Raw genomic sequence first — 20,599 nt, 5'->3', positions numbered from 1 at the left:
CGATGTTATCCGTGAGTATGGTCGACTATCAGTCGTCGCCCATATACTCGCGCAACGATTGCGGCGAATGGTTCTCGCCGATCGACATCGCCAGGATGCGCGAAATGTGCCGGCGTGGCAGCCTGGTGTCCGCCACCCATTGATTGATCTGGGTCTGGATCTTGTCGAGGTCCTTCTTCGAGGTCGGGCTTTCGGCGATGTCGAGGCCTGCATCGCGAAGGGCTGCGGCCATATCCGCCGAAATCACGAAGGCGTCCCAGCCCAGCCAGCGCAGGAAATACTGGCCGGTGTTGCCGCCCAGCCGACTGCCATGCTTGCCGAGATAGGCCATGAGCCCGACCTGGTCGTCGGCTGGCCAGTTGGCGAGGAATTCGCCGAAGCCGCCATGCTCCTTGGACACGCGTTCGACGAAAGCAGCGTTGTCGCGCACGGATTTGATTTTCTGCGGGTTGCGCACGATGCGCTGGTCGGAAGCCAGATCGTGCCAGAAATCGTCAGGCTGGAACAACAGCCGCTTCGGCTCGAAGCGCAGAAACGCTTCCTCGAACCCGGGCCATTTCTGTTCGATGACCCGTCAACAGTCAATTGAACATCAACGGTTCCTTGGGTTTCGATGGTTTTGGAATGCTGTACAGTATGAAATTCTGACGGTGTGGTGGGAGACAATTGGAAATGCGCAAGTTCGTCTCTTTCACCTTGGCATTCCTGCCTTCGCTAGCGTTCGCAGACGATAAGCCACCGGGAACAGTTTACGTTCTGAATGCCGACGAAAAGACAGCCATGACCGCTGATTGTGATGTTCCCGTTGGCAGTGACATGACGTGCCATTTCAGGCAGATGACGGTTTCCAAACAGGACGAAGCAAGAGCGGAAGAACGCATTTCCAAAGCCGCTGGCGACTTGCTCAAAGCTTCCGATAAGGAATTTGAAGATTGCCCGAAATTCGCTGCGCTTGTCGATGCCATGGAATCTGGCAAGCCGCCACCGGAAGGCGATCCGGAGGCGTTCAAAGAGAAATGGGGTAAGGAACCGCCGCAATCAAAAACAGACACGCTAGCAGTCATGAGAGCGTTCGTAACCCTGTGCGCCAAACGTGATCATGCAAGCGCCGAAGCGGTCGCCAGAGCTTCCGAAAACGTGGAGGGTTCGACATGCTCGATCACAAACTGGACATTCGACAAAACCTTTAGGTTGAACTTCTCAACCGATAAGTGGCAATCGACGGTTCAAAACTCTGACCCTTGCGGAACCATCGACTATGCCGAGCTATCGAAGGCGACAGATACGAAGGGTGATTACAATTTCTGGAATTATACCGCCAAGACGCTGGTCACAAACCAGACCGGGAAAACGATGCTAGGCGCTAGCTGCACCACGGTAGACCAGCGGGAACACAAATTCATATGGCAGACCGGCAAATTTTACGTCAATTGCCGGTATGTCCAACTTTCTCCGTAGGCCCAGTATGAGCGCTCAAATCAAGGCGGCTTTGATCGTTGCCGCTGCCATTTTGGTTGCGATGGCCATGTACATCTATTTCAGCCCTTTCCATACGTGTCTTCGCTCACTCGAAAACAAGGACGGTAAAGCCGCTCTGTATTGCGCAAATGCGGCGGCTGGCGGGCGATAAAAGGAACCCGGTGCTACCGGTGGTTCTGAAATGTGTGGATTAGCTAGCTATTTTGCTGGGACGCAAGGAGTCGAATTAGGTCCGCTTCCTGCTCATCCACTATCTGGCGATGACTTCCGTTTACGCCAACAGCAGGTATCTCGAAATCACACGGTGATCAAGACGCTTAAACGTACCGTTCCGACGCAAACGTGCTGTAAAATTCATCGAAAAGGGGGGCACACTTTACGGACGCCAACTCTATATGACTTCGCCCGGCGACCCTGCAAAGTGATTCGATCTTCGCTCGTATAACCTCTTGGTCACTTTTTGAACGTCCCAACACAGTTCCAAAATACCGCTTGGAGCCAGCTTGAAACATTGGCGGCGGGCTCCCCGTGAATGTCAGCAAGGACATATTCAGGTGATGGTAGCCGAACCCCAAAAAGATAACCATATTGGCATCAAACACCGCCCGCCGAATGGCAGCATTCTCGTTGCTGCCGACCCCTTCGGTAAAGGTTTTGATTCTGGCTGCGACAGTCCATACGTTGGCTTCCCAGTTGCGTGGGTTGCCGAAATGGACTGGTGCTTGATAGTCCTGCCATGGGAGTAGTCCAACAGACCCATATGGATGATAGATGGTCAGCTTTCCTATAAAAGCGGCAGCATCCTGCTGAGTCACTCCGTAAGTAAATCTTATCATCCAAAACAGATAGTGCTCCAAGCATCGGTCATAGTTGAATATCACAAACGTGATGCGACTTAGCCGCTCTGCTAGTTCTTCTTTGGTACAACCTTCAAAAATTAAGCTAGACAGTTTAGAATACCAAGTTCCTCTCAACGATGCCAACTCCGGCTCACCGTTGATGTTTTCCTCGTGCATTTTGCTGGTGGCCTCTTCCGCCAAAATTGTTTTGGCAATGGCCAGCTTTCCAACTGTTTCTATGAACTTGTCGCCCCTATTCTCGTCTATGAAATTGTCGATAGAAAAAGAACCGTGCAGCCCTTTCGTAATCCGTTTAGCGGCGGCTTCCATCATCGTTGTGTTGAACCTTCGATCACCCTTCGATTCGTCCAACATGGGTGCAAAGCGAATATCTTCGCCTGCCTCACCCCGCAGATGACCAAGATATTCCGTGATCTTCGGGATCAAACCTTCGCCAGTCGGCAAACCGGCTTCAACGCTTGCGCCTGCCCCGACCACAAATACTGTCTGTTCAGCGAACATTTCGTGCCTTCCGCTCAGCTTGTCCTGAAAAAGTGACGATGGAAGCGGCTACTGCTCGCAGCCGATGCCATCACCATCCCGGTCCAGATCGTAAATATCGGTGCCAATGACTCGCACTGGACCTCGAACGTAAGCAGGGCCGTTTCCCGAACCACCGGCGCAATCCACATCGCTGGCAATCGGAACACACGGGTCATAGTTTGGATCACATCGATCTTGCGATAAGACGCTGCTTGTAGTGCTCCACCAAGATATGGCGACGGCTATTATCCGCAACCGAGCGGCATGACTTATGGAAATAGCAGATTTAGCCATACGTCATCCAGCTTTTCTTTGGTCTTACCCGTAAATCTTCCCGCTCTGTGCAACTTTTCCTGAATACCGTCTCTTTTGCTATAATAGAGAAGAATTCTTATCAGCGAATATCTCGTAAACGACTGCCCAATTCCCTTGTTGCGGAGTTCGTCAAAAATCTGATTCGGCGGCGCAATAAGGTTAAGAAGCTCCTTTTTGAGATTTTCGATAGTAACAATGCCAGCCGAACGCAGCGTGTCCTCAATAGGTTCTATCGCCTTTGCTTCAAGCTGGCTTGCCGACCGTTCCGAAAGGAGAATGCTTCTTTCTCTGGCACTATCAACTATACCCTGAAAGGTAGGGTCTTTGTTTACAAATGCAGCCAACGTCTCTCTGTCAAGAACGGCCTTGAAGTCACCCTTCTCTGCGGACATCTCGTACTTGTGCACCATTTCTTCATAGGCAGTCTCAAGCGCCACCAGATTTTTGTCTGCCACGTGTAGCGTGCTTAGTAATTGAAATAGCTCTTCCTCGACCTTCCTATCAAGCTTCATTTTGTTCCTGTAGCGGATACGTCGATCAAGGACTGCCCAAGCATGTTGAAGAACCGTTCTTATTTGTATCTCTGCCTTCATGCCTGTGAACTCTACGTTCTCTGGAAGAGCCAAGCGGTTTGTCGGATAGCTGGCAATGTAATTCATTGTTCTATATGAGATTTTATCTGGTGGCTCATCTTTTCCCTTATCAACGGTATTTTTCCAGTCTATTTCAAAATTATCTTCAATAAGTTTCTTGACCTTATCGAGATCTACTGTGTTGTGTACTATTATTCGAACTCCTGAGAGATCTGTTATATCTAACAGCTTTAGGTAATTCTTCGTGGGATCGTTCACTTTTTCATGAAAACTCTTCGATCCCTTTGTCCGAGATTCAACGGATATATAATCGATGTTTTTGTAGCGGAGAAGCGTCTCAATAAGTTGATGTAGATTTCCCGTGAGCTTTTCGTAAAGCGGTCGAGATAGCTCAAACGCAGCTTCCAGAACATCGGTCTTGTCAGGCATTTTCTCCTACCCCCCAGCGCCTTCCTATTGGCAGCCTGCCTCTGCCGCAAAAGAGGAACAGCGGACGCAAAGACATTCTTTAATCTGCGTCATTGAAGCCTGCCCCTGTGGGAATGAACTTATCCATGGAATAGCGTCCCACAAGAGCCAGCTTGACTTTTTGAGAGATTTGTCCCACAACGTTTAAGACTCATGTGGGACGATAATTGATGCTCATTGGATATGCCAGAACGAGCACTTTGGAGCAGCAGGCCGGTTACGATGCACAACTCCGAGACTTGCAATCTCACGGCTGCGAAAAAGTCTTCAGCGAACAAGTCTCTTCGATCAACGCACGCCGAACCGAACTTGAACGAGCTATCGAGTTCGTACGTGACGGCGACAGTCTTGTGGTCACTAAGCTCGACCGGCTTGCCCGTTCGGTTGCCGACTGGTGCCAGATTGTCGCCCGACTTGAGGCAAAGAAGGTCGGCCTGATTATTCTCGGCATGAACGTCGACACCGCCACGCCAACTGGTAGGCTGATGCTGAACATGCTTGGTTCAATCGCCCAATTCGAACGGGAATTGATGCTTGAGCGTCAGCGGGAAGGTATCGCTAAGGCCAAGGCTGAGCACAAATTCAAGGGACGTGCGCCCACCGCCCGCCGCAAGACATCCGAGGTCGTCTCGATGCATCGGGCAGGCAAGAAGCCATCTGAAATCGCCAAGGCAATCGGGGTGGGTCGCTCGTCCGTGTATCGGATTTTGGCTGATCAGGCCGCTTGATGGCTCAAACTGCGATTAGGTTACTTCTGGAGCGGTTGCCGGACGACGCCAGGGCGTGGATCGGCAACCTTTCCCTGCCCGCTCGTGCTGAGATCGACAGGCTGCTGAAAGAGACCGGAGTTGAGAACTTCAAAGCCCACTGGCGAGAGCACAAAGCGCACCTTGACGAACTTGAGAGCAGCTTCGCTACCAAGCCCTGACACCGCACAGCGCTGTTACCGTCAACGGTTCCGTACCGAAGGACTGCTATTCGAGTTCTCAGCGACACATGGCGGCCCAGTCACCTTTCGAGTAATCGGCGGGCAAACACGGCTAAAGGCCTTTGCCGGCGGCTCATGGTTGGCTTGGGATGACGAAATCGCCCAGTTTAGCGGTGGCTACTTCCGGAACGGAATTCCCGTTCTGCGGCACGTAGTGTCTCTGACAATCGAATGGGTGCTGCGGGAAAAGCCATACAGCTTCCATTTCGAAGCCGTGGATCGCAAAAGGCACCGCATATACCGCAACTTGTTGACACGATATGGCGGGGAAGCTGCGTCCCAATATGTGCAATATATGGAGAACTCGAGATTCTGGTTCGTTAGACTGAACGGTGCTGCGATTGTGAATCCTGATGTCAGCTTCCATCGCACCCGCTAATCCCATTTCTTTCGCATTGCGTTGTTGAAATGGGTGATCGATAGATTTGCCTTCGCAAAACCCTCCAAATCGACACGGATTTTGTCGCCTCTGAACGGATCGGTTGGCGGAGCCGAGAGGGCCGCCATCGCCCAAGTTTCGCACATGGCGGCCCCCAGCCAAAGAGGACTTTGGCGACTGTTGGCACCCCGGCGGAGGGCCTCATGTCGCATCTCTTTGTGATACACGAGCATGGCTTTGTAGGCTGCCAGCATGTCGGCGTCGGGCTGTGATTTGCGTGCTTCCGCAAATGAGATGGCGTCGGCCAATATGTGCGCCACCACTTCACGATCATCCCGTGGAAGTTTGTTCGCCGTATCCAAATTCTTCCAGTGTTCTCGTTGGTTGAACGGCTTCACCCAATACCTGAAGACCACCCAAACCACGGCGATAACTATGACAACGAAAACGGCCAGCATTGACCTTCCCTCAGAGTCGACCAAGCCCATAGCTAACATGCTTCTAGTCAAAACTTGGCAAGGCGTACGCACCAACGAGATGCATCCCAACTCAACGACTCCGCCGCATCGGCCTCCTTCGGATCATTTTGCAGACCCGCCGACAAAAGCCTTGCCAGCGAGGGCCAAAATCGGCTCATTTCGTCGAATCAGGCGAAAACAGCGGGGAACTCAATTGCACGACATAACTACCAAATACCCGGTAATTTTGGCCGATCCCGCATGGCATTTCAAAACGAATGTGACCAAGAATGGTCGCCATGTAACAAAGCACTACGATACGATGGGTTTCGAGGCGATCAAAAAACTACCTGTTGCTGACGTGTCAGCAAACGACGCAATACTTTTCCTGTGGATCACAAACCCACTGCTTGATAGGGCGCCTGAGATAATAGAATCTTGGGGATTTCAGTATAAGACTGTGGGATTCACGTGGATAAAGCAGAATAAGAACAGCGATGGTCTTTTCAAAGGTATGGGATATTACACTCGGGCTAACGCAGAGCACTGCCTGATTGGAACTCGTGGCAAGATATTGTCTCGAAAATCTAAATCTGTCGACCAGCTCATTTTTGCTCCGAGGCGGGAACATTCACGCAAGCCGGACGAGATTTACCATAGGATAGAGGCTCTGTATGACGGCCCCTATTTGGAGCTGTTTTCCCGCAGTTCGAAGCCCGGATGGACACTTTGGGGAAACGAGGTAGGCAAGTTCAAAACGGCGGCAAAGCGGCCTGCGGCTGACAAACCAACAAGGGGAAAGCTAACTGCCGCTGATGTCATCGAAATCCGGCGACAGTTCCACGAGGACGGAGCGTGGCAAGCTGCGATTGCGCAACGATTTGGCGTTTCAGTGCCCACCGTGTCGAGATGCATAAACCACAAAGTCTGCGGCGTCTGAATGGGTCTCCCACAATTAAAGGCGAGACTGACGGTGACACCCGATAGGTAGCTCTCGGTTGGAGCGGTTGGACCGGCAGTCAACAACCAGCGTTTTGACGGCTCTCTCGCAAAGCGGGCAGTTCAATTTCGCATACATACCTCAGATGCTTTTCAGCCGAATGCAGGAGGAACCGAGTTCGACTGATGCCCAGTTCATCAACTGCGTTGTCGATCTCCCGGAGAAGCCCTTCAGGAATTGCGAGAAGAATTGGCTTTCGCTGCATCTGCAATCTCCTTATCAATGGCATCTTGCTCATCGAGCCAAAGCAATGCTTCGATTAGCTCGCTCCTGCTATATACCTTAGCGTCCATAAGGCCATCCAGATGATCCATTCGGCGCTGAATTATTTGCAATTCGTATGTTTTATTGAACATTTAAAATCTCCTAATTTATATATACAGAGATATATATAATATGAAGAATTTTGGCATGAACGAAGGACTGCGGGGCTTTAAGCTCATTTAAACGCAACCTGAGGTGCAATTTCCAAATACCATCTTGATTGTACTGACGTATTCCATACGGCTGTAATTACGTTATTGTTTAAAAAAACACCAAAAACAAGGACCTGCTCGATTGCTTTCTAGGCCGCAACTGCAAAAATATTACAAGGAATTTGAGACTGATCGGATTATCGAAGATTTCGCAGGGCGCAAGCGCTGCGAACCACAATCTCACATCTATCATGTGACGGCTGTCTTTAAGCCACACTGGTTCAATGGCAGAGTCTGGAGCGGCAAGACCGGCATGGCTCGGCACGAACTGATCGGAAAATTTGCGCCCGACATGTTTGGCCTATTCCGCCAATGGTGGACTCACGGATTGGCCAACTATATGCCGAACTTCTACCGGCGTAATAAAATACCCCTACAGCCGGTCTGCCACGCCTTTCTGGACGATAAAGGCGACGGTGAGCCATACCCGCACATCCACGCCGTCTGTTGGGTCCCTACGGCCCTTGTAGAGGGCTTTGAGCGATGGTCCGATAGGCCATGGACCCACTTCGACAATCTCGATGTGCGACCGGCAGACGATACGCACGAACACCTTGCTAACACGGTCCGCTATGCATCCAAATATCATGCAAAATGGGTTCTGCACGACAGCTCATTCGAACTTCGCATGTCACTGCCGACCTAGGGCCAAGAACTTCCAAAGCGGGCCGAGGAGATGGGCGGACCGGTTTAGCGCATTCTTGCCAATGACGAGTTCGCTTCGCTAGAGTAGCTTCCCATGGTTACGTCTTTCGTGCTGCATCGCCGATGTCATGAGCCAAGAAAATTCGACAATTATTGTGCCCGAAAATCCGGAAGGGGACACCATTCGAGTCCCTGTTCTGAAAGTATTTGACGGCGACGGATTTCTAACAAAAATTAAGGCCAGCGAACTCACGGGCAGCTCAAGCGATCAGTCAGACCTTCACGTTGCAGTCCGATTTGCGTTCATCGACGCACCTGAATTGGAGCAGCCCGGAGGGCGTGAGGCCAAAGATTTTCTTGTAACTTTGATTGGGGACAAATGGGTTGAGCTTGAAGTTCGAATGAAGATGGATACGGGTCAGATAGTGGACAGACATAAGCGCATCGTCGGTGTGCCGTTTCTGACCGAGGAATACTCGGGTGCCGAATTCAGAACATCATCTAACCATACCCATAACGCCGCAATGTTCGGGGGGCCGCTGTTCGTCACGAGAAACATTGAGTTAGAGATGGTTGTAAATGGATGGGCATGGGTTCTCGAACGATACGGACCGGGCGAACGGTATTTGGAGGCGTTGAACGATGCGCAACGGCACAAAAGAGGGATATGGGCTGGTCTAGAAAACAACATTCCGCCATGGGAGTTCAAGAGACGGCAATACAGCGAAATGCGCCTTGCCAAAACAAGCACAAAATGTCCCGGATGTGGCGGCGATTTAATGAAACGTAATGGTAAGTTTGGATCGTTCTTTGGTTGTTCAAATTTTCCTGACTGCAAATACACATGCCGAGCTGCGGTCTGAAAGTTCGCCCCACCCGACCGCCAAGCTATAGTTTCCCCTGCCGAGCCATAGCGAATTCCTCTCGGGTTCTGGTGGCCTTGGGCAGCTTGCTTATGTCGGCCCCTTCAAACCCCAAGTTCAGCACAAAGAAGGCCTCCTTGCCCTCTTTGTCTCGATTGTCAGGGTAGATCGTGCGTGTGGCTCCGCCTTTGAATTTGATGATGTAGCGGGAATCGAAAGCCTCCTTCTTCGGTGCGCAACGCCTGGCTACATCCAACCACGTCTGCCTTGCAAGTTCGTTGTCGGCTTCCATGGCGGCTTTACGATACACTTTGCCCCAATGCTTCCTGTCCAGTTCGATGGACTCCACAATTGTCCTGATGTGGTCAGCCGCCTTTGCCCGTAGCTGGTACAGTTCATGAATGTTCACTTGCCCTTTGCCGGTTCCTACCTTGGGAAAGCGAAGCCTATGGCCGCCTAGGGCTGCCTCACGTTCTGACTGGACTTTGTTCCGCTCGATCTCCAATGCCCCGATCTGTTCGTTGATCGCCTTGATCCGAGTGGCGTTCTTGACCATGGCTTCTCTCAACGAGTCTCGAAGGATTTCATCGGCTTCAATCATTTTCAAATGGCCCTGTTGGGATTTGAACAGCCCTAGCCGCTCACCTTCCAACTGCTGAATTTTTTGGGTGATGGTCTCTTGGCGGGATGACGCTGTGCCGCCGTGGATGATTTCCTGTAGATCGAGTTCAGCGGCAAACGACAAAAACGACCCTTCGAAACGTTCATAGTTCCATGGAGCCGCTTCATGACATTTCCCGGTCAGTGAGCCTTTGCAATAAAACTGTATGGCCCTGCCCGGCTTAGGGTTCCTGATGGTCATGGGCTCTTTGCAGAACGAACACTTGGCGATGCCACCAAACAGGTTGGAATAGGTCTTTCCCTTCCTTCCTTTGCCGGTGCGCTGCCGTTGTGCCATGCCTGCCTGTGCCCGGTTGTACTCTTCTATCGTGATGGCCGGTGGGAAGATCATGCACGGGTCGGACTTCGGCGGGTGATAAAGCCCATAGGTAGCCTTTGATTTCAGGATGTAGTGGACGTTCGCAATCGTCCAATATTCTGCCCTGCCCTTCCTCCGCTTATCTATGGCGAATGGTCTGATACCATTCGCATTCAGGGTCTTGGCGATCATGGGCAAGCCACACCCGTTCAAGCACATGTCAAATATCCGTCTGACAATCTCCGCCTTGTCTTCGTTCAGCTTCGCTTTGCCTGTCTCTGGGTCTTTGTAGAGCCATCCCGGTAGGTTGCCCGACACCACTTCGCCTGTCTTTTGGGCACGGGCATTGCGCTTGATATAGCTGTCTTTGACTCGCTTGCCCTTCGTGGCCGACTCTTCCTTTGCCCGCATGGCCACCAACACGATTGTCAATGCGTCCATGTCGTTGCAGTCGGGATGGTAGGCCTTGCCGTCCGAGAGTGTGACGATGACGATTCCGGCCTTCCAAAGCCCTTGGACGATGGCGGCAGTGGCGAACATGCCTTGACGGGATAGCCGGTCAATCGACTCCACCAAAAGGTAAGAGCCCCGGTTGATTTTGCCTGCCTCTGCGGCTTTCAGGAACGCACCAAGGGCACCGCTTTCGATGTTCCTGCCCTTGAATGCAGACACCCCGGCATCCGTCATCACCCGGTCATCGGCGAGCGGGATGGCGTTTTCAATGCTCCACTTTTCAGCCAAGGAATATTGTCGCCTGTAGCTATCGCCTTGACCTTGAATAGCGGTGGACCAACGAATGTATGAGTACGCCACGGGTCCGGTGTAGGGCACCAGTGCCGTCTCGGTGGTCAACGCCTTCTCTAAACTTTCACCGCCTGCCTTTGTGGAATCAAAGTTCAGAGATTTGGCCACGATAGATTCAAAGTTTTGATCGGCGGCCACTATAGATTTGTCATTTGTTTTCATAGGGTTAGCTCCTTCTAGGCACCATATGGGGATGCCCAAAACGGTTACAAGAGCCTACCCAATGTCCAAACGTTTAGGACGTGACGCGCCAGACAAAACCGGCGGCGAACACGCGCTCGGCCATGGTCGACAGAATGCGGTCGTCCGGGATGTCAGCCACCGCTGCATTGTCGGGCGCCGGCCCCAGCAGCGTTGAAAGCTCCGCTTCCCCACCCTTGCGTTTGGCTGCACGGGCGCGGATTTTGGCGAAATCTGGCATTTTTGCTTCCATCTCCATGCCGCGCTTTTGAAGGTACGGCATCTTCCTATATGGAGACGAGACTGCCAAGCCGACGCTTTGGTGTGGAGACATCCATGAACAAGACAGTGCCCGAACTGGCCAATCGATGGCTGAGGCGAAACCCAGAGAATTTGAGCGAGCTTGAGAGGCGGGTGCTGCAAAGCACTGTCGACCGCAAACCCATATCACAGGACATCAACGACAATCTTGCCGGCCTTCAGGGCGCGGGCGATCGTATCGCCGATGCCATCGCGCGTGTCGGTGGTTCGTGGACGTTCATCCTGTCATTCATCGCCTTCCTGATCCTGTGGATCGGTGCCAACTGGTGGCTGCTGGGGCAAGAGTCGTTCGACCCCTACCCCTTCATTTTCCTCAACCTGGTGCTGTCGATGATCGCTGCGCTGCAGGCGCCGGTAATCATGATGTCGCAGAATCGCCAGGCGGCGCGCGACCGCATCGACGCTGCCCATGACTATGAGGTCAACCTCAAGGCCGAAATCGAGATCATGGCGTTGCACGAAAAGCTGGACGAATTGCGCCACAGCCAGATCATCGGCATGCGCGACGAGATCGCGCAGATAGCCGAACAGCTGAAGCGGATCGACGAACGGCTCGCTCCTCACACCCAGCCCTCATGACCGAAGCGATCCATCATTTCATCGAACAATATGGGCTGCTTGCCGTCTTCCTCGGCTGCGTGGCCGAGGGGGAAAGTGCCGCCATCCTCGGCGGCTTCTTCGCCCACCAGCATGTATTCGTGCTGTGGCATGCCTTTGTCGCGGCCGCGCTCGGCGCTTTCCTCGGCGATACGGGCTTCTTTATCCTGGGTAGAAGTTTCGCCGATCATCGCTATGTCGTCAGGTTGCGCAGGCGGCCCGGCTTCCGCCGCGCCTTTCGCCTGCTTAACACCCACCCCAATATCTTCGTGCTGTCGAACCGATACGTCTACGGCATGCGGCTGGTCGGCGGCATCGCCGCCGGCCTGTCGACCATAGCAGCGCCCCGCTTTATCATCCTCAACGCCATCTCATCGGTGATCTGGGCGGTGCTGTTCAGCTCAATCGGCTATGTTTTCGGGTTGGGCGCCGAGCACTTCGTCGGCCAGGCGTTGCTGCGCCACGAACGGCTGCTGATCGGGCTTGGCATCGGCCTGACCGTGGCCATCCTCGCCTGGCTCATCGCACGACATATCGCCAAGCGGGAGCGCGCCAGGGAGTTTTGACCCGTTAGTCGATACCGAGCGCCTGATCACCTCGATCGAGGATCAGCGGGATGATCAGGTCTTCCTCATCGGCAAGATGCCGGGTCAGCATGGCGATCAGCCGGCTGTTTTCGTCAGCATAGGCATCCGCCGCGAAGCGCTGTTTGTCCTCGCTCTCCTGAAGCGTCTTGATGAAGGCATTGGCCGCCTCGGCATTGCGCTCCAACCCTTCATGGATGGTGTGGTGGTCTGTGTCGAGAATCTCAAAACCGCGCTTCAGCCGCGCCTCCGCTTTGGCAAAGACCGGAAAATAATGATGATCCTCGACATTGTGGTGACCGTCGAGATTACCGAGAAAATGGTTGAGGCGTGGCGCGAACCAGCGCGCAAAGTCAGGCGCGGTGAGCCTGCCCTCGCGATAGTCGCCAATACCGTTGGTCAGCATGCCGCCGAGTTCGCGGAACATGTCGTGCCGCTGCAGCCACATGTTGGCGATACCGTGGATGTTGGCGTGGCCCTGCCAGTTTTCACGCGGGTATTTTTCGACCAGCCAGCGCAAATCGTCCGGCAGGCCTTTGCGTTCGAGAAGCAGAAGATTTAAGGCTTCAGACATGACGGTTTCCTTTAGTTACCGTCATATAAGAATGGCAACGCTAGATCGGTAGTCCGGTGATGCGCTCGATGAGTGCGATGCCCCAGACGCCGGCAACGATCACCACCGAGATCAGCACCGCCAGCGAACCGCAATCCTTGGCCAGTTGGATGTCCATATTAAACTCGCGGCTGAAGGCATCGCACGCCGCCTCGATACCGGTGTTCAGCACCTCGACCATGATCAGGAGCAGCACCGCGCCGATCAGCAGCGCATAGCCACGCCACGACACCGAAACGAACCACCCGGCCGGCAAAGCAAGCGCGAGCAGCATCAGTTCCTGCTGGAATGCCTTCTCGCTGGCAGCCAGCTTCCGGAACGCCCGCACCGAATTGATAAAAGCATCGATCAGCCGCTGCATGCCCAAACCTCTTTCCGAATTACCGGCACGAGATAAAGCAACGGCACGACCAAGGGAATAAGGCGTCTCGCCCAAAATTCATTCAGCGACCGCTATCGAAGGCGTCGACTTTTCAAACTGCGGCAGCCCGTCGTCGATCGAGTAGTAATCGCCCTTGTCGCCGACGAAGATATGGCAGTCGCCCTTGAGACCTGTCGGCCTGTCGAACGATCCCGCCATGACCGAAATGTAGCCTTGATCCCTTGGCTTCCAGAAGAGCACCGAGCCGCATGCCTTGCAGAAGCCGCGCCGGGCGAAAGCGGACGCTTCATACCAGGTGATGCTTTCCACGCCTTCGATCACGATGTCGGCGTCGGCAACATTGGTCGCGGCATAAAAATGCCCGCTTTGCTTCCTGCATTGCGAGCAGTGACAGTAGACCACCCCCCGCAGCGCTCCACTTGTCCGGAAGCGCACCGCTCCGCACAGGCATGATCCCTGGTGACTGTCGCTCATTTTGGCACCCCTTGAAGAAACCTCGTCCCGCATCGTGGTCAGGATTCCAGCTTTACGGTGGTTACGCGCAAGCAAATACGACATCGACTGGCGCTCGGATTTCGAAATTCAGTTTCATTTTCAGCAGCACGCCGCGCGGATTTCCAATTCAAAGCCGTCAAACTGGGTTTTGGCGGCGACGATGGTGCAAAAACTTATGCTTCTACAGCCACAGGTAGAGAAAAACCTGTGGAAGTCGTGCGAATTAAGGAAACTTTAGCGTCGCCGCATTTATGGTCTCCGCAAGCGAAGGTCGCGGGTGGGGACGCGCCTCTTTGCAAGACGTTCTGGACTATCGGGTCGCGCTCCCCAGGTCGGCGATCGATGGAACCCGCAAATTCTGCGCCGGGATCCGAGGGGAAGAGTGAACCAGACATGCAGCCGGCAGCCGCCCCAACCGACAAAAATACCGACATTGCATCGGCCGTCGTCGCCACCATGCGTCAACTGGGCGTGCTCGGCCTGCCGCGCAACTACGAGATCTTCTACGAGGCATTGAGCGGCACCAACCGCGAACTCAGTCTCGCCGTCCTTGCTCTGAGCAGTCGGCCGACACAGGACGAGTTGGATAAGATCGGGCGTGCTTTCTTCGCTCAGAACCATGGTCCCAGCATCGTCGAGCATGCCAGGGACATCATCGCCAGGGAACTCGAGGAGGTTGCCTCGCTGTTGCGTAGCGAGCGCAGCCACATCGAGAAATACGGCAGGATCCTGGATGAAACATCGAGCGGCTTGAGCAATCGCAGCCTGCTCTCGCAGGATCTTCTGCAGAAAATTGCCAACGCCATGGCGGTTGCCACCAACTCGACCATCGATCACGGCCGGCAGATCGCCTCGACGCTTAGCGACAAGACGGCCGAACTCGAGAGCGTCAAGTCGAAGCTCGAGGAATACAAGCGGCTGGCCGACACCGATCCCTTGACCCACATCTGGAACCGTCGCGCCTTCGACAAGCAAATCACCAGCATCTACACCAGCAACAAGGGCATCCTGTTCAATGCCTTGATCCTTGCCGACATCGATCGGTTCAAGGATATCAATGACCGCTACGGCCATCCTGTCGGCGACAAGATCATCCAGATCATCGCCGAGATTTTCCAGACCAGCATTCGCGGCGACATGTTCGTCGCCCGCACCGGCGGCGAGGAATTCGCTCTGATCATCGAGGGCGCCAGCGAAGACGCCACTTACGAGATCGCGGAGCGCATTCGCGCCCTGATCGAGCAGACGCCGTTCACCAGCAGCCAGACCGGCATGAATTACGGCACCGTGACGGTATCGATGGGCATCTGCATGGCATCCGAGGCCGAAGGCCCGGAGGACCTCTACACCAAGGCTGACCGGGCGCTCTACCGCTCGAAGGTCAGCGGCCGTAACCGCGTGACCAAGCACTCGACGATGGCCGGTCGCGCCGGCAAGAGCTGGCTGCTCTACAAGAAGGACTGACGTCTTTTGCCGATCGCGCCGGCTTGGGCGGGAGCGCAAAGGATAAGCTGAAAAAGGAAAGGCGCCGGGTTTCCCAGGCGCCTTTTTCGGTATCGGTCCAATTGGCCGGGATCAGCCGTTCACAGCCTGCTTGTGCTGCACCGGGTGGCTCTTCTTCAAGAGATCCGACACCAGGAAGGCCAGCTCGATTGCCTGGTCGGCATTGAGGCGCGGGTCGCAGTGGGTGTGGTAGCGGTCCTGCAATTCCTCTGCCGTGATGGCGCGGGCGCCGCCGGTGCATTCGGTGACGTTCTTGCCGGTCATCTCGACATGGATGCCGCCGGGATGCGTGCCTTCGGCGCGGTGCACCTCGAAGAAGGTCTGCACCTCCTTCAGGATGCGGTCGAACGGCCGCGTCTTGTAGCCGGCGGCCTCGATGGTGTTGCCATGCATCGGGTCCGACGACCAGACCACGCTGCGGCCTTCCTTCTGCACCGCGCGCACCAGCTTAGGCAGATGGTCGGCGACCTTGTCCGAACCGAAGCGGGCGATCAGCGTCAGCCGGCCCGGCTCGTTCTCGGGGTTGAGCAGGTCGATCAGTTCCAGCAGGCCGTCCGGCGTCAGAGACGGGCCGCATTTCAGGCCGAGCGGGTTCTTTATGCCGCGGCAATATTCGACATGGGCATGGTCGGGCTGGCGGGTGCGGTCGCCGATCCAGATCATGTGGCCTGAGGTGGCGTACCAGTCACCCGAGGTCGAATCGACGCGGGTCAGCGCCTCCTCGTAGCCGAGCAGCAGCGCCTCGTGGCTGGTGTAGAAATCGGTCTCGCGCAGCGCATAATTGGTTTCCGAGGTGATGCCGACGGCCTTCATGAAGTCCATCGTCTCGGTGATGCGGTTAGCGAGCGACTCGTATTTTTCGCCTTGCGGGCTGTCGGCGACGAAGCCGAGCATCCAGCGATGCACGTTCTCCAGGCTGGCGTAACCACCCTGCGCGAAGGCGCGCAGAAGGTTGAGCGTCGCTGCCGACTGGCGGTAGGCCATTTCCTGGCGGGCGGGATCGGGAATGCGCGACTTCTGGTCGAACTCGATGCCGTTGATGATGTCGCCGCGATAGCTCGGCAACGTCACATCACCCTTGGTCTCATTGTCGGACGAGCGCGGCTTGGCGAACTGGCCGGCAACGCGGCCAACCTTCACCACCGGCTGTGCGCCGGCAAAGGTCAGCACGACCGACATCTGCAGGAAAACGCGGAAAAAGTCGCGGATGTTGTCGGCGCCATGTTCGGCAAAGCTCTCGGCGCAATCGCCGCCCTGGAGCAGGAAGGCGTCGCCATTTGCCACAGCCGCGAGCTGCTTCTTCAGCTTGCGCGCTTCACCGGCAAAAACCAGTGGTGGGAAGGTGGCGAGCTGGGCTTCCGTGTTCTTGAGCGCAGCAAGGTCCGGATAGGCGGGAACCTGCTTGATCGGCTTTGCTCTCCACGAATTCGGCGACCATTTCGTCATCGCTGCACCCAACGCTCTTTCCGGCGAGCACCCTCGCCCGCCTTTCCCGCCCCTATATGGGGTGGCGGCTCCATACACGAAGCCGATTTCCTATTCTAGACCGGAATTTCAGCGCTGGCGAATGGGTCGGGTGGGCTACGCTGCCTTCTCGACCAGCCTTGCGAGCTGTGTCATGACCACCGCCGAGCCCGCCAAACGCTTCTCGGCGGTTGGCCAGTCACGGGTAAAGACGACGCTGTGATCCGGCCGGATCTTGGCCAGAGAGCCCTGCTCGCCGATGAACTTGACCAGTCCGACCGGGTTGGAGAATTCGCGCTTGCGGAAATGGATGACGACGCCCTTTGGCCCGGCATCGAGTTTTTCGACATTGGCCTTGCGGCACAGCGCCTTGATGAAGACGATCTTCAGGAGATGCTTGACCTCGTCCGGCAGCGGGCCGAAACGGTCGATCAGTTCGGCGCCGAAAGCGTCGATCTCCTCGGTGTTTTCGAGATCGCCGAGGCGGCGGTAGAGCGCCAGCCTGAGCTGCAGGTCGGGCACATAGCTTTCCGGGATCATCACCGCGGTGCCGACGGCGATCTGCGGCGACCAGCCGCCATCCTGGACCTCGCCGGAATCCTTCACTTCAGCCACCGCCTCCTCCAACATCTGCTGGTAGAGCTCGAAGCCGACCTCCTTGATATGGCCCGACTGCTCTTCGCCCAAAAGATTGCCGGCACCACGGATGTCGAGATCATGGCTGGCGAGCTGGAAGCCGGCGCCCAGCGTGTCGAGCGACTGCAACACCTTCAGCCGGCGCTCGGCCGTGTCGGTCAGCTTGCGGTTGGCCGGCAGCGTGAACAGCGCATAGGCGCGCACCTTCGAGCGGCCGACGCGGCCACGCAGCTGGTAGAGCTGTGACAGGCCGAACATGTCGGCACGATGGATGATCAGCGTGTTGGCGGTCGGGATATCGAGGCCGGATTCGACAATGGTGGTCGACAGAAGCACATCGTACTGGCCGTCGTAGAAGGCATTCATGATGTCGTCGAGTTCGCCCGGCGGCATCTGGCCGTGGGCAACCGCCACCTTTAGCTCCGGGACAGATTCTTTCAGGAAATCATGGATTTCCGAGAGATCACTGATGCGCGGAACGACATAGAAGGAATGCCCGCCGCGATAGCGTTCGCGCAGCAGCGTCTCGCGGATGACAAGCGGATCGAAGGGCGAGATGAAGGTGCGCACCGCCATACGGTCGACCGGCGGCGTGGCGATCAGCGACAGTTCGCGCACGCCGGTTAGCGCCAGTTGCAGCGTGCGCGGGATCGGCGTCGCCGACAGCGTCAGCACATGCACATCGGTCTTGAGGTCCTTCAGCCGTTCCTTGTGCTTGACGCCAAAGTGCTGCTCCTCGTCGATGATCAGCAGGCCGAGATTCTTGAACGAGATCGCGGAGCCGAGCAGCGCATGGGTGCCGATGACAATGTCGACCTGGCCCTCGGCAATGCCTTTCTTGGTTTCGGCGAGTTCCTTGGCACCGACTAGCCGCGAGGCCTGGGCTACGCGGATCGGCAGGCCGGAAAAGCGCTGCGAAAACGTCTTGAAATGCTGGCGCGACAACAGCGTCGTCGGCACCACCACGGCGACCTGGAACCCTTCCATCGCCGCGATGAACGCGGCGCGCAGCGCCACTTCGGTCTTGCCGAAGCCGACGTCGCCGCAGATCAGCCGGTCCATCGGCTTGCCGGCGCCAAGGTCATCACGCACCGAGTCGATGGCCGTCTGCTGGTCGTCGGTCTCCTCGTAGGGGAAACGAGCCGAGAATTCGTCATAGAGGCCTTCGGCCGGCACCAACGCCGGCGCCGCGCGCATCTGCCGTTCCGCGGCAATGCGGATCAACTGTCCGGCCATGTCGAGCAGGCGCTTCTTCAGTTTCGCCTTGCGTGACTGCCAGGCGCCGCCACCAAGCTTGTCCAGCGTCGCTTCGGCTGTGTCCGAGCCGTAACGCGACAGAAGCTCGATATTTTCCACCGGCAGGAACAGCCGGTCGTCGCCGGCATAGTGGATTTCAAGGCAATCATGCGGCGCACCAACCGCTTCAATGGTGCGCAGGCCGATGAACCGGCCAATGCCATGGTCGGCATGGACGACGATATCGCCGGCCGACAAGGCCGAGGCTTCGGCAATGAAGTCCGAGGCCCGCTTCTTGCGCTTCGAACGCCGGATCAGCCGGTCGCCCAAAATGTCCTGTTCGGCGACGACGACCAGCTTTTCGGTCTCGAAGCCGGATTCGAGCGGCAGCACGGCCAATGCCGCCTGCCCCGGCTCGAGCTGTTCGGCTTCCGCAAGTGTTTCGACCTGCTTGAGATTGCCGAGATGATGTTCGGCGAGGATCTGCCCAAGCCGGTCGAGCGAGCCTTCGGTCCAGCCGGCGATGACCACACGCCGGCGCGCAGCGCGCTCGTCGGCAATATGCCTGACGACGACATCGAAGACATTGATATTGGGATCGGCGCGCTCCTCGACGAAGCTGCGGCCATGGCGTGAGCCGGCGTGGTAGACTTTTTTCGCACCAGCATCGGGCGCATCAAAGGGCGTAAAGTCGATTGCTTCGCGCGGCCCGAGCGAAGCAATCAGGTTTTCCGGCGAGAGGTAGAGCAGGTCCGGCGCCACCGGCTTGTAGGGCACGGCATCCTTCAGTGCGGCGTCGGCCTGCTTTTTGCGCGCTTCATAGTGGTCGAGGATCAGCGTGTGGCGTTCGGCCAGCGCCTCGTGCGCCAGATGGTCGAAAATGACGGGCGTGTCCGGCAGATAGTCGAATACGGTCTCCAGCCGTTCATAGAAAAACGGCAGCCAGTGCTCCATGCCGGCAAAGCGCCGCCCTTCGCTGACCGCCGCATAAAGCCCGTCGTCGCGCTGGGGCGCGCCAAAGGCTTCGATATAGGAGCGGCGGAAGCGGCTGATGGTTTCGGGCGTCAACGCCACTTCGCTCATCGCCTGCAGCGCCATCGACTTGCGCTGGCCTGTCGTGCGCTGGGTGGCGGCGTCGAAGACGCGGATCGATTCCAGCGTGTCGCCGAAGAAGTCGAGCCTCAGCGCCTCGGTCCAGCCGGGCGCGAACAGGTCGAGAATGCCGCCGCGCACTGCGAATTCACCGACGCCGCGCACCGTGGGCACGCGCTCGAAGCCTGATGTTTCCAGCCGCGACACCAGCGCATTCATATCGATCTGGTTGCCGGGCCTGGCATGGAATGTCTGTGCTTCCACCAGGTCGGCCGGCGGAATGCGCTGCAGAAGCGCGTTGGCGGTGGTGAGGATGACGGCGCGGTGCGGCTTCTTCGCCAGCGCGATCATGGCGGTCAGCGCATCCAGGCGCTTGGCGGCGGCATCCGAGCCGGGCGAGACCCGGTCATAAGGCAGGCAATCCCAGGCCGGTAGCTCCAGCACCGGCAGGCTGGGCGCGGCGAAGGCCAGCGCCTCGATGATCGCCGGCAGGCGCTGGCCATCGCGCGCGACGAAAAGCACCGGCTTGTCGGGCGCGATTTCGAGTGCGGCCTGCACCAATGCAAAGGCTTCATAGCCATCGGCGACACCGTCGACGATGAACTGGCCGGCGCGGCCTTTCGGCAGGCCAATGGTAGGAATGAGGCTCATCAAATCACGGTCTTGT

Annotated in this window: 18 protein-coding genes and 2 pseudogenes; 8 read left to right on the top strand and 12 right to left on the bottom strand. The window is 56.3% G+C overall.

The genetic code is table 11. From position 1 onward, the window contains the following. Positions 1-28: 28 nt before the first annotated feature. Positions 29-574 (bottom strand): annotated as a pseudogene (locus AC56QX_RS22070) (DNA-3-methyladenine glycosylase I); the annotation flags it as partial. A 98-nt stretch (positions 575-672) separates the two neighbouring features. Here AC56QX_RS22070 and AC56QX_RS22065 point away from each other — a divergent pair. Next, the gene (locus AC56QX_RS22065; RefSeq protein ID WP_497110606.1) at positions 673-1,458 is read left to right on the top strand and encodes a hypothetical protein; all 786 of its coding nucleotides are present in this window, start codon (positions 673-675) and stop codon (positions 1,456-1,458) included. 338 nt (positions 1,459-1,796) lie between these two features. Here the strand turns inward: AC56QX_RS22065 and AC56QX_RS22060 are convergent, their stop codons facing one another. Together AC56QX_RS22060 and AC56QX_RS22055 are read right to left on the bottom strand one after the other, a co-directional pair. Then, on the bottom strand, positions 1,797-2,840 hold the full coding sequence (locus AC56QX_RS22060; RefSeq protein WP_497110605.1) for a hypothetical protein: 1,044 nt from the start codon (positions 2,838-2,840) through the stop codon (positions 1,797-1,799). 290 nt (positions 2,841-3,130) lie between these two features. Further along, positions 3,131-4,198, bottom strand: a complete 1,068-nt coding sequence (locus AC56QX_RS22055; RefSeq protein ID WP_497110604.1) for a GTP pyrophosphokinase — start codon at positions 4,196-4,198, stop codon at positions 3,131-3,133. A 209-nt stretch (positions 4,199-4,407) separates the two neighbouring features. Between AC56QX_RS22055 and AC56QX_RS22050 the strand changes: the two genes are divergently transcribed. Beyond that, positions 4,408-4,965, top strand: a complete 558-nt coding sequence (locus AC56QX_RS22050; RefSeq protein ID WP_497110602.1) for a recombinase family protein — start codon at positions 4,408-4,410, stop codon at positions 4,963-4,965. 635 nt (positions 4,966-5,600) lie between these two features. Here AC56QX_RS22050 and AC56QX_RS22045 read toward each other — a convergent pair. Continuing rightward, the gene (locus AC56QX_RS22045; RefSeq protein WP_497110600.1) at positions 5,601-6,062 is read right to left on the bottom strand and encodes a hypothetical protein; all 462 of its coding nucleotides are present in this window, start codon (positions 6,060-6,062) and stop codon (positions 5,601-5,603) included. Here AC56QX_RS22045 and AC56QX_RS22040 point away from each other — a divergent pair. Continuing rightward, positions 6,040-7,002, top strand: coding sequence for an MT-A70 family methyltransferase (locus AC56QX_RS22040; RefSeq protein ID WP_497110598.1), 963 nt, complete (start codon positions 6,040-6,042; stop codon positions 7,000-7,002). The two genes, AC56QX_RS22045 and AC56QX_RS22040, sit on opposite strands and share 23 nt — an antisense overlap. A gap of 230 nt (positions 7,003-7,232) precedes the next feature. Here the strand turns inward: AC56QX_RS22040 and AC56QX_RS22035 are convergent, their stop codons facing one another. Then, positions 7,233-7,418, bottom strand: a complete 186-nt coding sequence (locus tag AC56QX_RS22035; RefSeq protein WP_497110596.1) for a hypothetical protein — start codon at positions 7,416-7,418, stop codon at positions 7,233-7,235. 202 nt (positions 7,419-7,620) lie between these two features. Here AC56QX_RS22035 and AC56QX_RS22030 point away from each other — a divergent pair, with 202 nt between their 5' ends. Both AC56QX_RS22030 and AC56QX_RS22025 read left to right on the top strand, forming a co-directional pair. Next, positions 7,621-8,184: a hypothetical protein gene (locus AC56QX_RS22030; protein WP_497110595.1), complete on the top strand. Its 564-nt coding sequence runs from the start codon at positions 7,621-7,623 to the stop codon at positions 8,182-8,184. Between the two features lie 127 nt (positions 8,185-8,311). After that, positions 8,312-9,046: a topoisomerase DNA-binding C4 zinc finger domain-containing protein gene (locus AC56QX_RS22025; protein WP_497110593.1), complete on the top strand. Its 735-nt coding sequence runs from the start codon at positions 8,312-8,314 to the stop codon at positions 9,044-9,046. 25 nt (positions 9,047-9,071) lie between these two features. Here the strand turns inward: AC56QX_RS22025 and AC56QX_RS22020 are convergent, their stop codons facing one another. Next, positions 9,072-10,991, bottom strand: coding sequence for a recombinase family protein (locus AC56QX_RS22020; protein WP_497110592.1), 1,920 nt, complete (start codon positions 10,989-10,991; stop codon positions 9,072-9,074). Positions 10,992-11,073: 82 nt separating this feature from the next. Further along, positions 11,074-11,250: pseudogene (locus AC56QX_RS22015) on the bottom strand (DNA-3-methyladenine glycosylase I); the annotation flags it as partial. Between the two features lie 95 nt (positions 11,251-11,345). Here AC56QX_RS22015 and AC56QX_RS22010 point away from each other — a divergent pair. Together AC56QX_RS22010 and AC56QX_RS22005 are read left to right on the top strand one after the other, a co-directional pair. Then, positions 11,346-11,909 carry a DUF1003 domain-containing protein gene (locus AC56QX_RS22010; protein WP_497110591.1) on the top strand — a complete coding sequence of 188 codons (564 nt, stop codon included), beginning with the start codon at positions 11,346-11,348 and terminating at the stop codon, positions 11,907-11,909. Next, positions 11,906-12,493, top strand: a complete 588-nt coding sequence (locus AC56QX_RS22005; RefSeq protein WP_497110590.1) for a DedA family protein — start codon at positions 11,906-11,908, stop codon at positions 12,491-12,493. The genes AC56QX_RS22010 and AC56QX_RS22005 overlap by 4 nt, the downstream gene beginning before the upstream one ends. Positions 12,494-12,497: 4 nt before the next feature. Here AC56QX_RS22005 and AC56QX_RS22000 read toward each other — a convergent pair whose 3' ends face one another. From AC56QX_RS22000 to AC56QX_RS21990, 3 genes are all read right to left on the bottom strand, one after another. Next, positions 12,498-13,085 (bottom strand): hemerythrin domain-containing protein, encoded by a 588-nt coding sequence (locus tag AC56QX_RS22000; RefSeq protein WP_497110589.1) that lies wholly within the window; start codon positions 13,083-13,085, stop codon positions 12,498-12,500. 40 nt (positions 13,086-13,125) lie between these two features. Beyond that, positions 13,126-13,485 carry a diacylglycerol kinase gene (locus AC56QX_RS21995; RefSeq protein WP_477220333.1) on the bottom strand — a complete coding sequence of 120 codons (360 nt, stop codon included), beginning with the start codon at positions 13,483-13,485 and terminating at the stop codon, positions 13,126-13,128. A 78-nt stretch (positions 13,486-13,563) separates the two neighbouring features. Beyond that, positions 13,564-13,980, bottom strand: a complete 417-nt coding sequence (locus tag AC56QX_RS21990; protein WP_497110588.1) for a GFA family protein — start codon at positions 13,978-13,980, stop codon at positions 13,564-13,566. A 414-nt stretch (positions 13,981-14,394) separates the two neighbouring features. Here AC56QX_RS21990 and AC56QX_RS21985 point away from each other — a divergent pair, with 414 nt between their 5' ends. Beyond that, the gene (locus AC56QX_RS21985) at positions 14,395-15,465 is read left to right on the top strand and encodes a diguanylate cyclase domain-containing protein (protein ID WP_497110587.1); all 1,071 of its coding nucleotides are present in this window, start codon (positions 14,395-14,397) and stop codon (positions 15,463-15,465) included. 111 nt (positions 15,466-15,576) lie between these two features. Here the strand turns inward: AC56QX_RS21985 and AC56QX_RS21980 are convergent, their stop codons facing one another. Then, entirely contained in the window at positions 15,577-16,950 is a 1,374-nt protein-coding gene (locus tag AC56QX_RS21980; RefSeq protein ID WP_497110586.1) for a class II 3-deoxy-7-phosphoheptulonate synthase, read from the bottom strand. Positions 16,951-17,085: 135 nt separating this feature from the next. Further along, complete coding sequence (mfd, locus tag AC56QX_RS21975; RefSeq protein WP_497110584.1) at positions 17,086-20,583, bottom strand: transcription-repair coupling factor; 3,498 nt, start codon at positions 20,581-20,583, stop codon at positions 17,086-17,088. Between the last annotated feature and the right edge of the window lie 16 nt (positions 20,584-20,599).

Source organism: Mesorhizobium sp. RCAM 06353, assembly GCF_059683585.1.
Note: the sequence above shows the minus strand (reverse complement) of the source record. Positions and strands in the feature narration are given on the sequence as shown.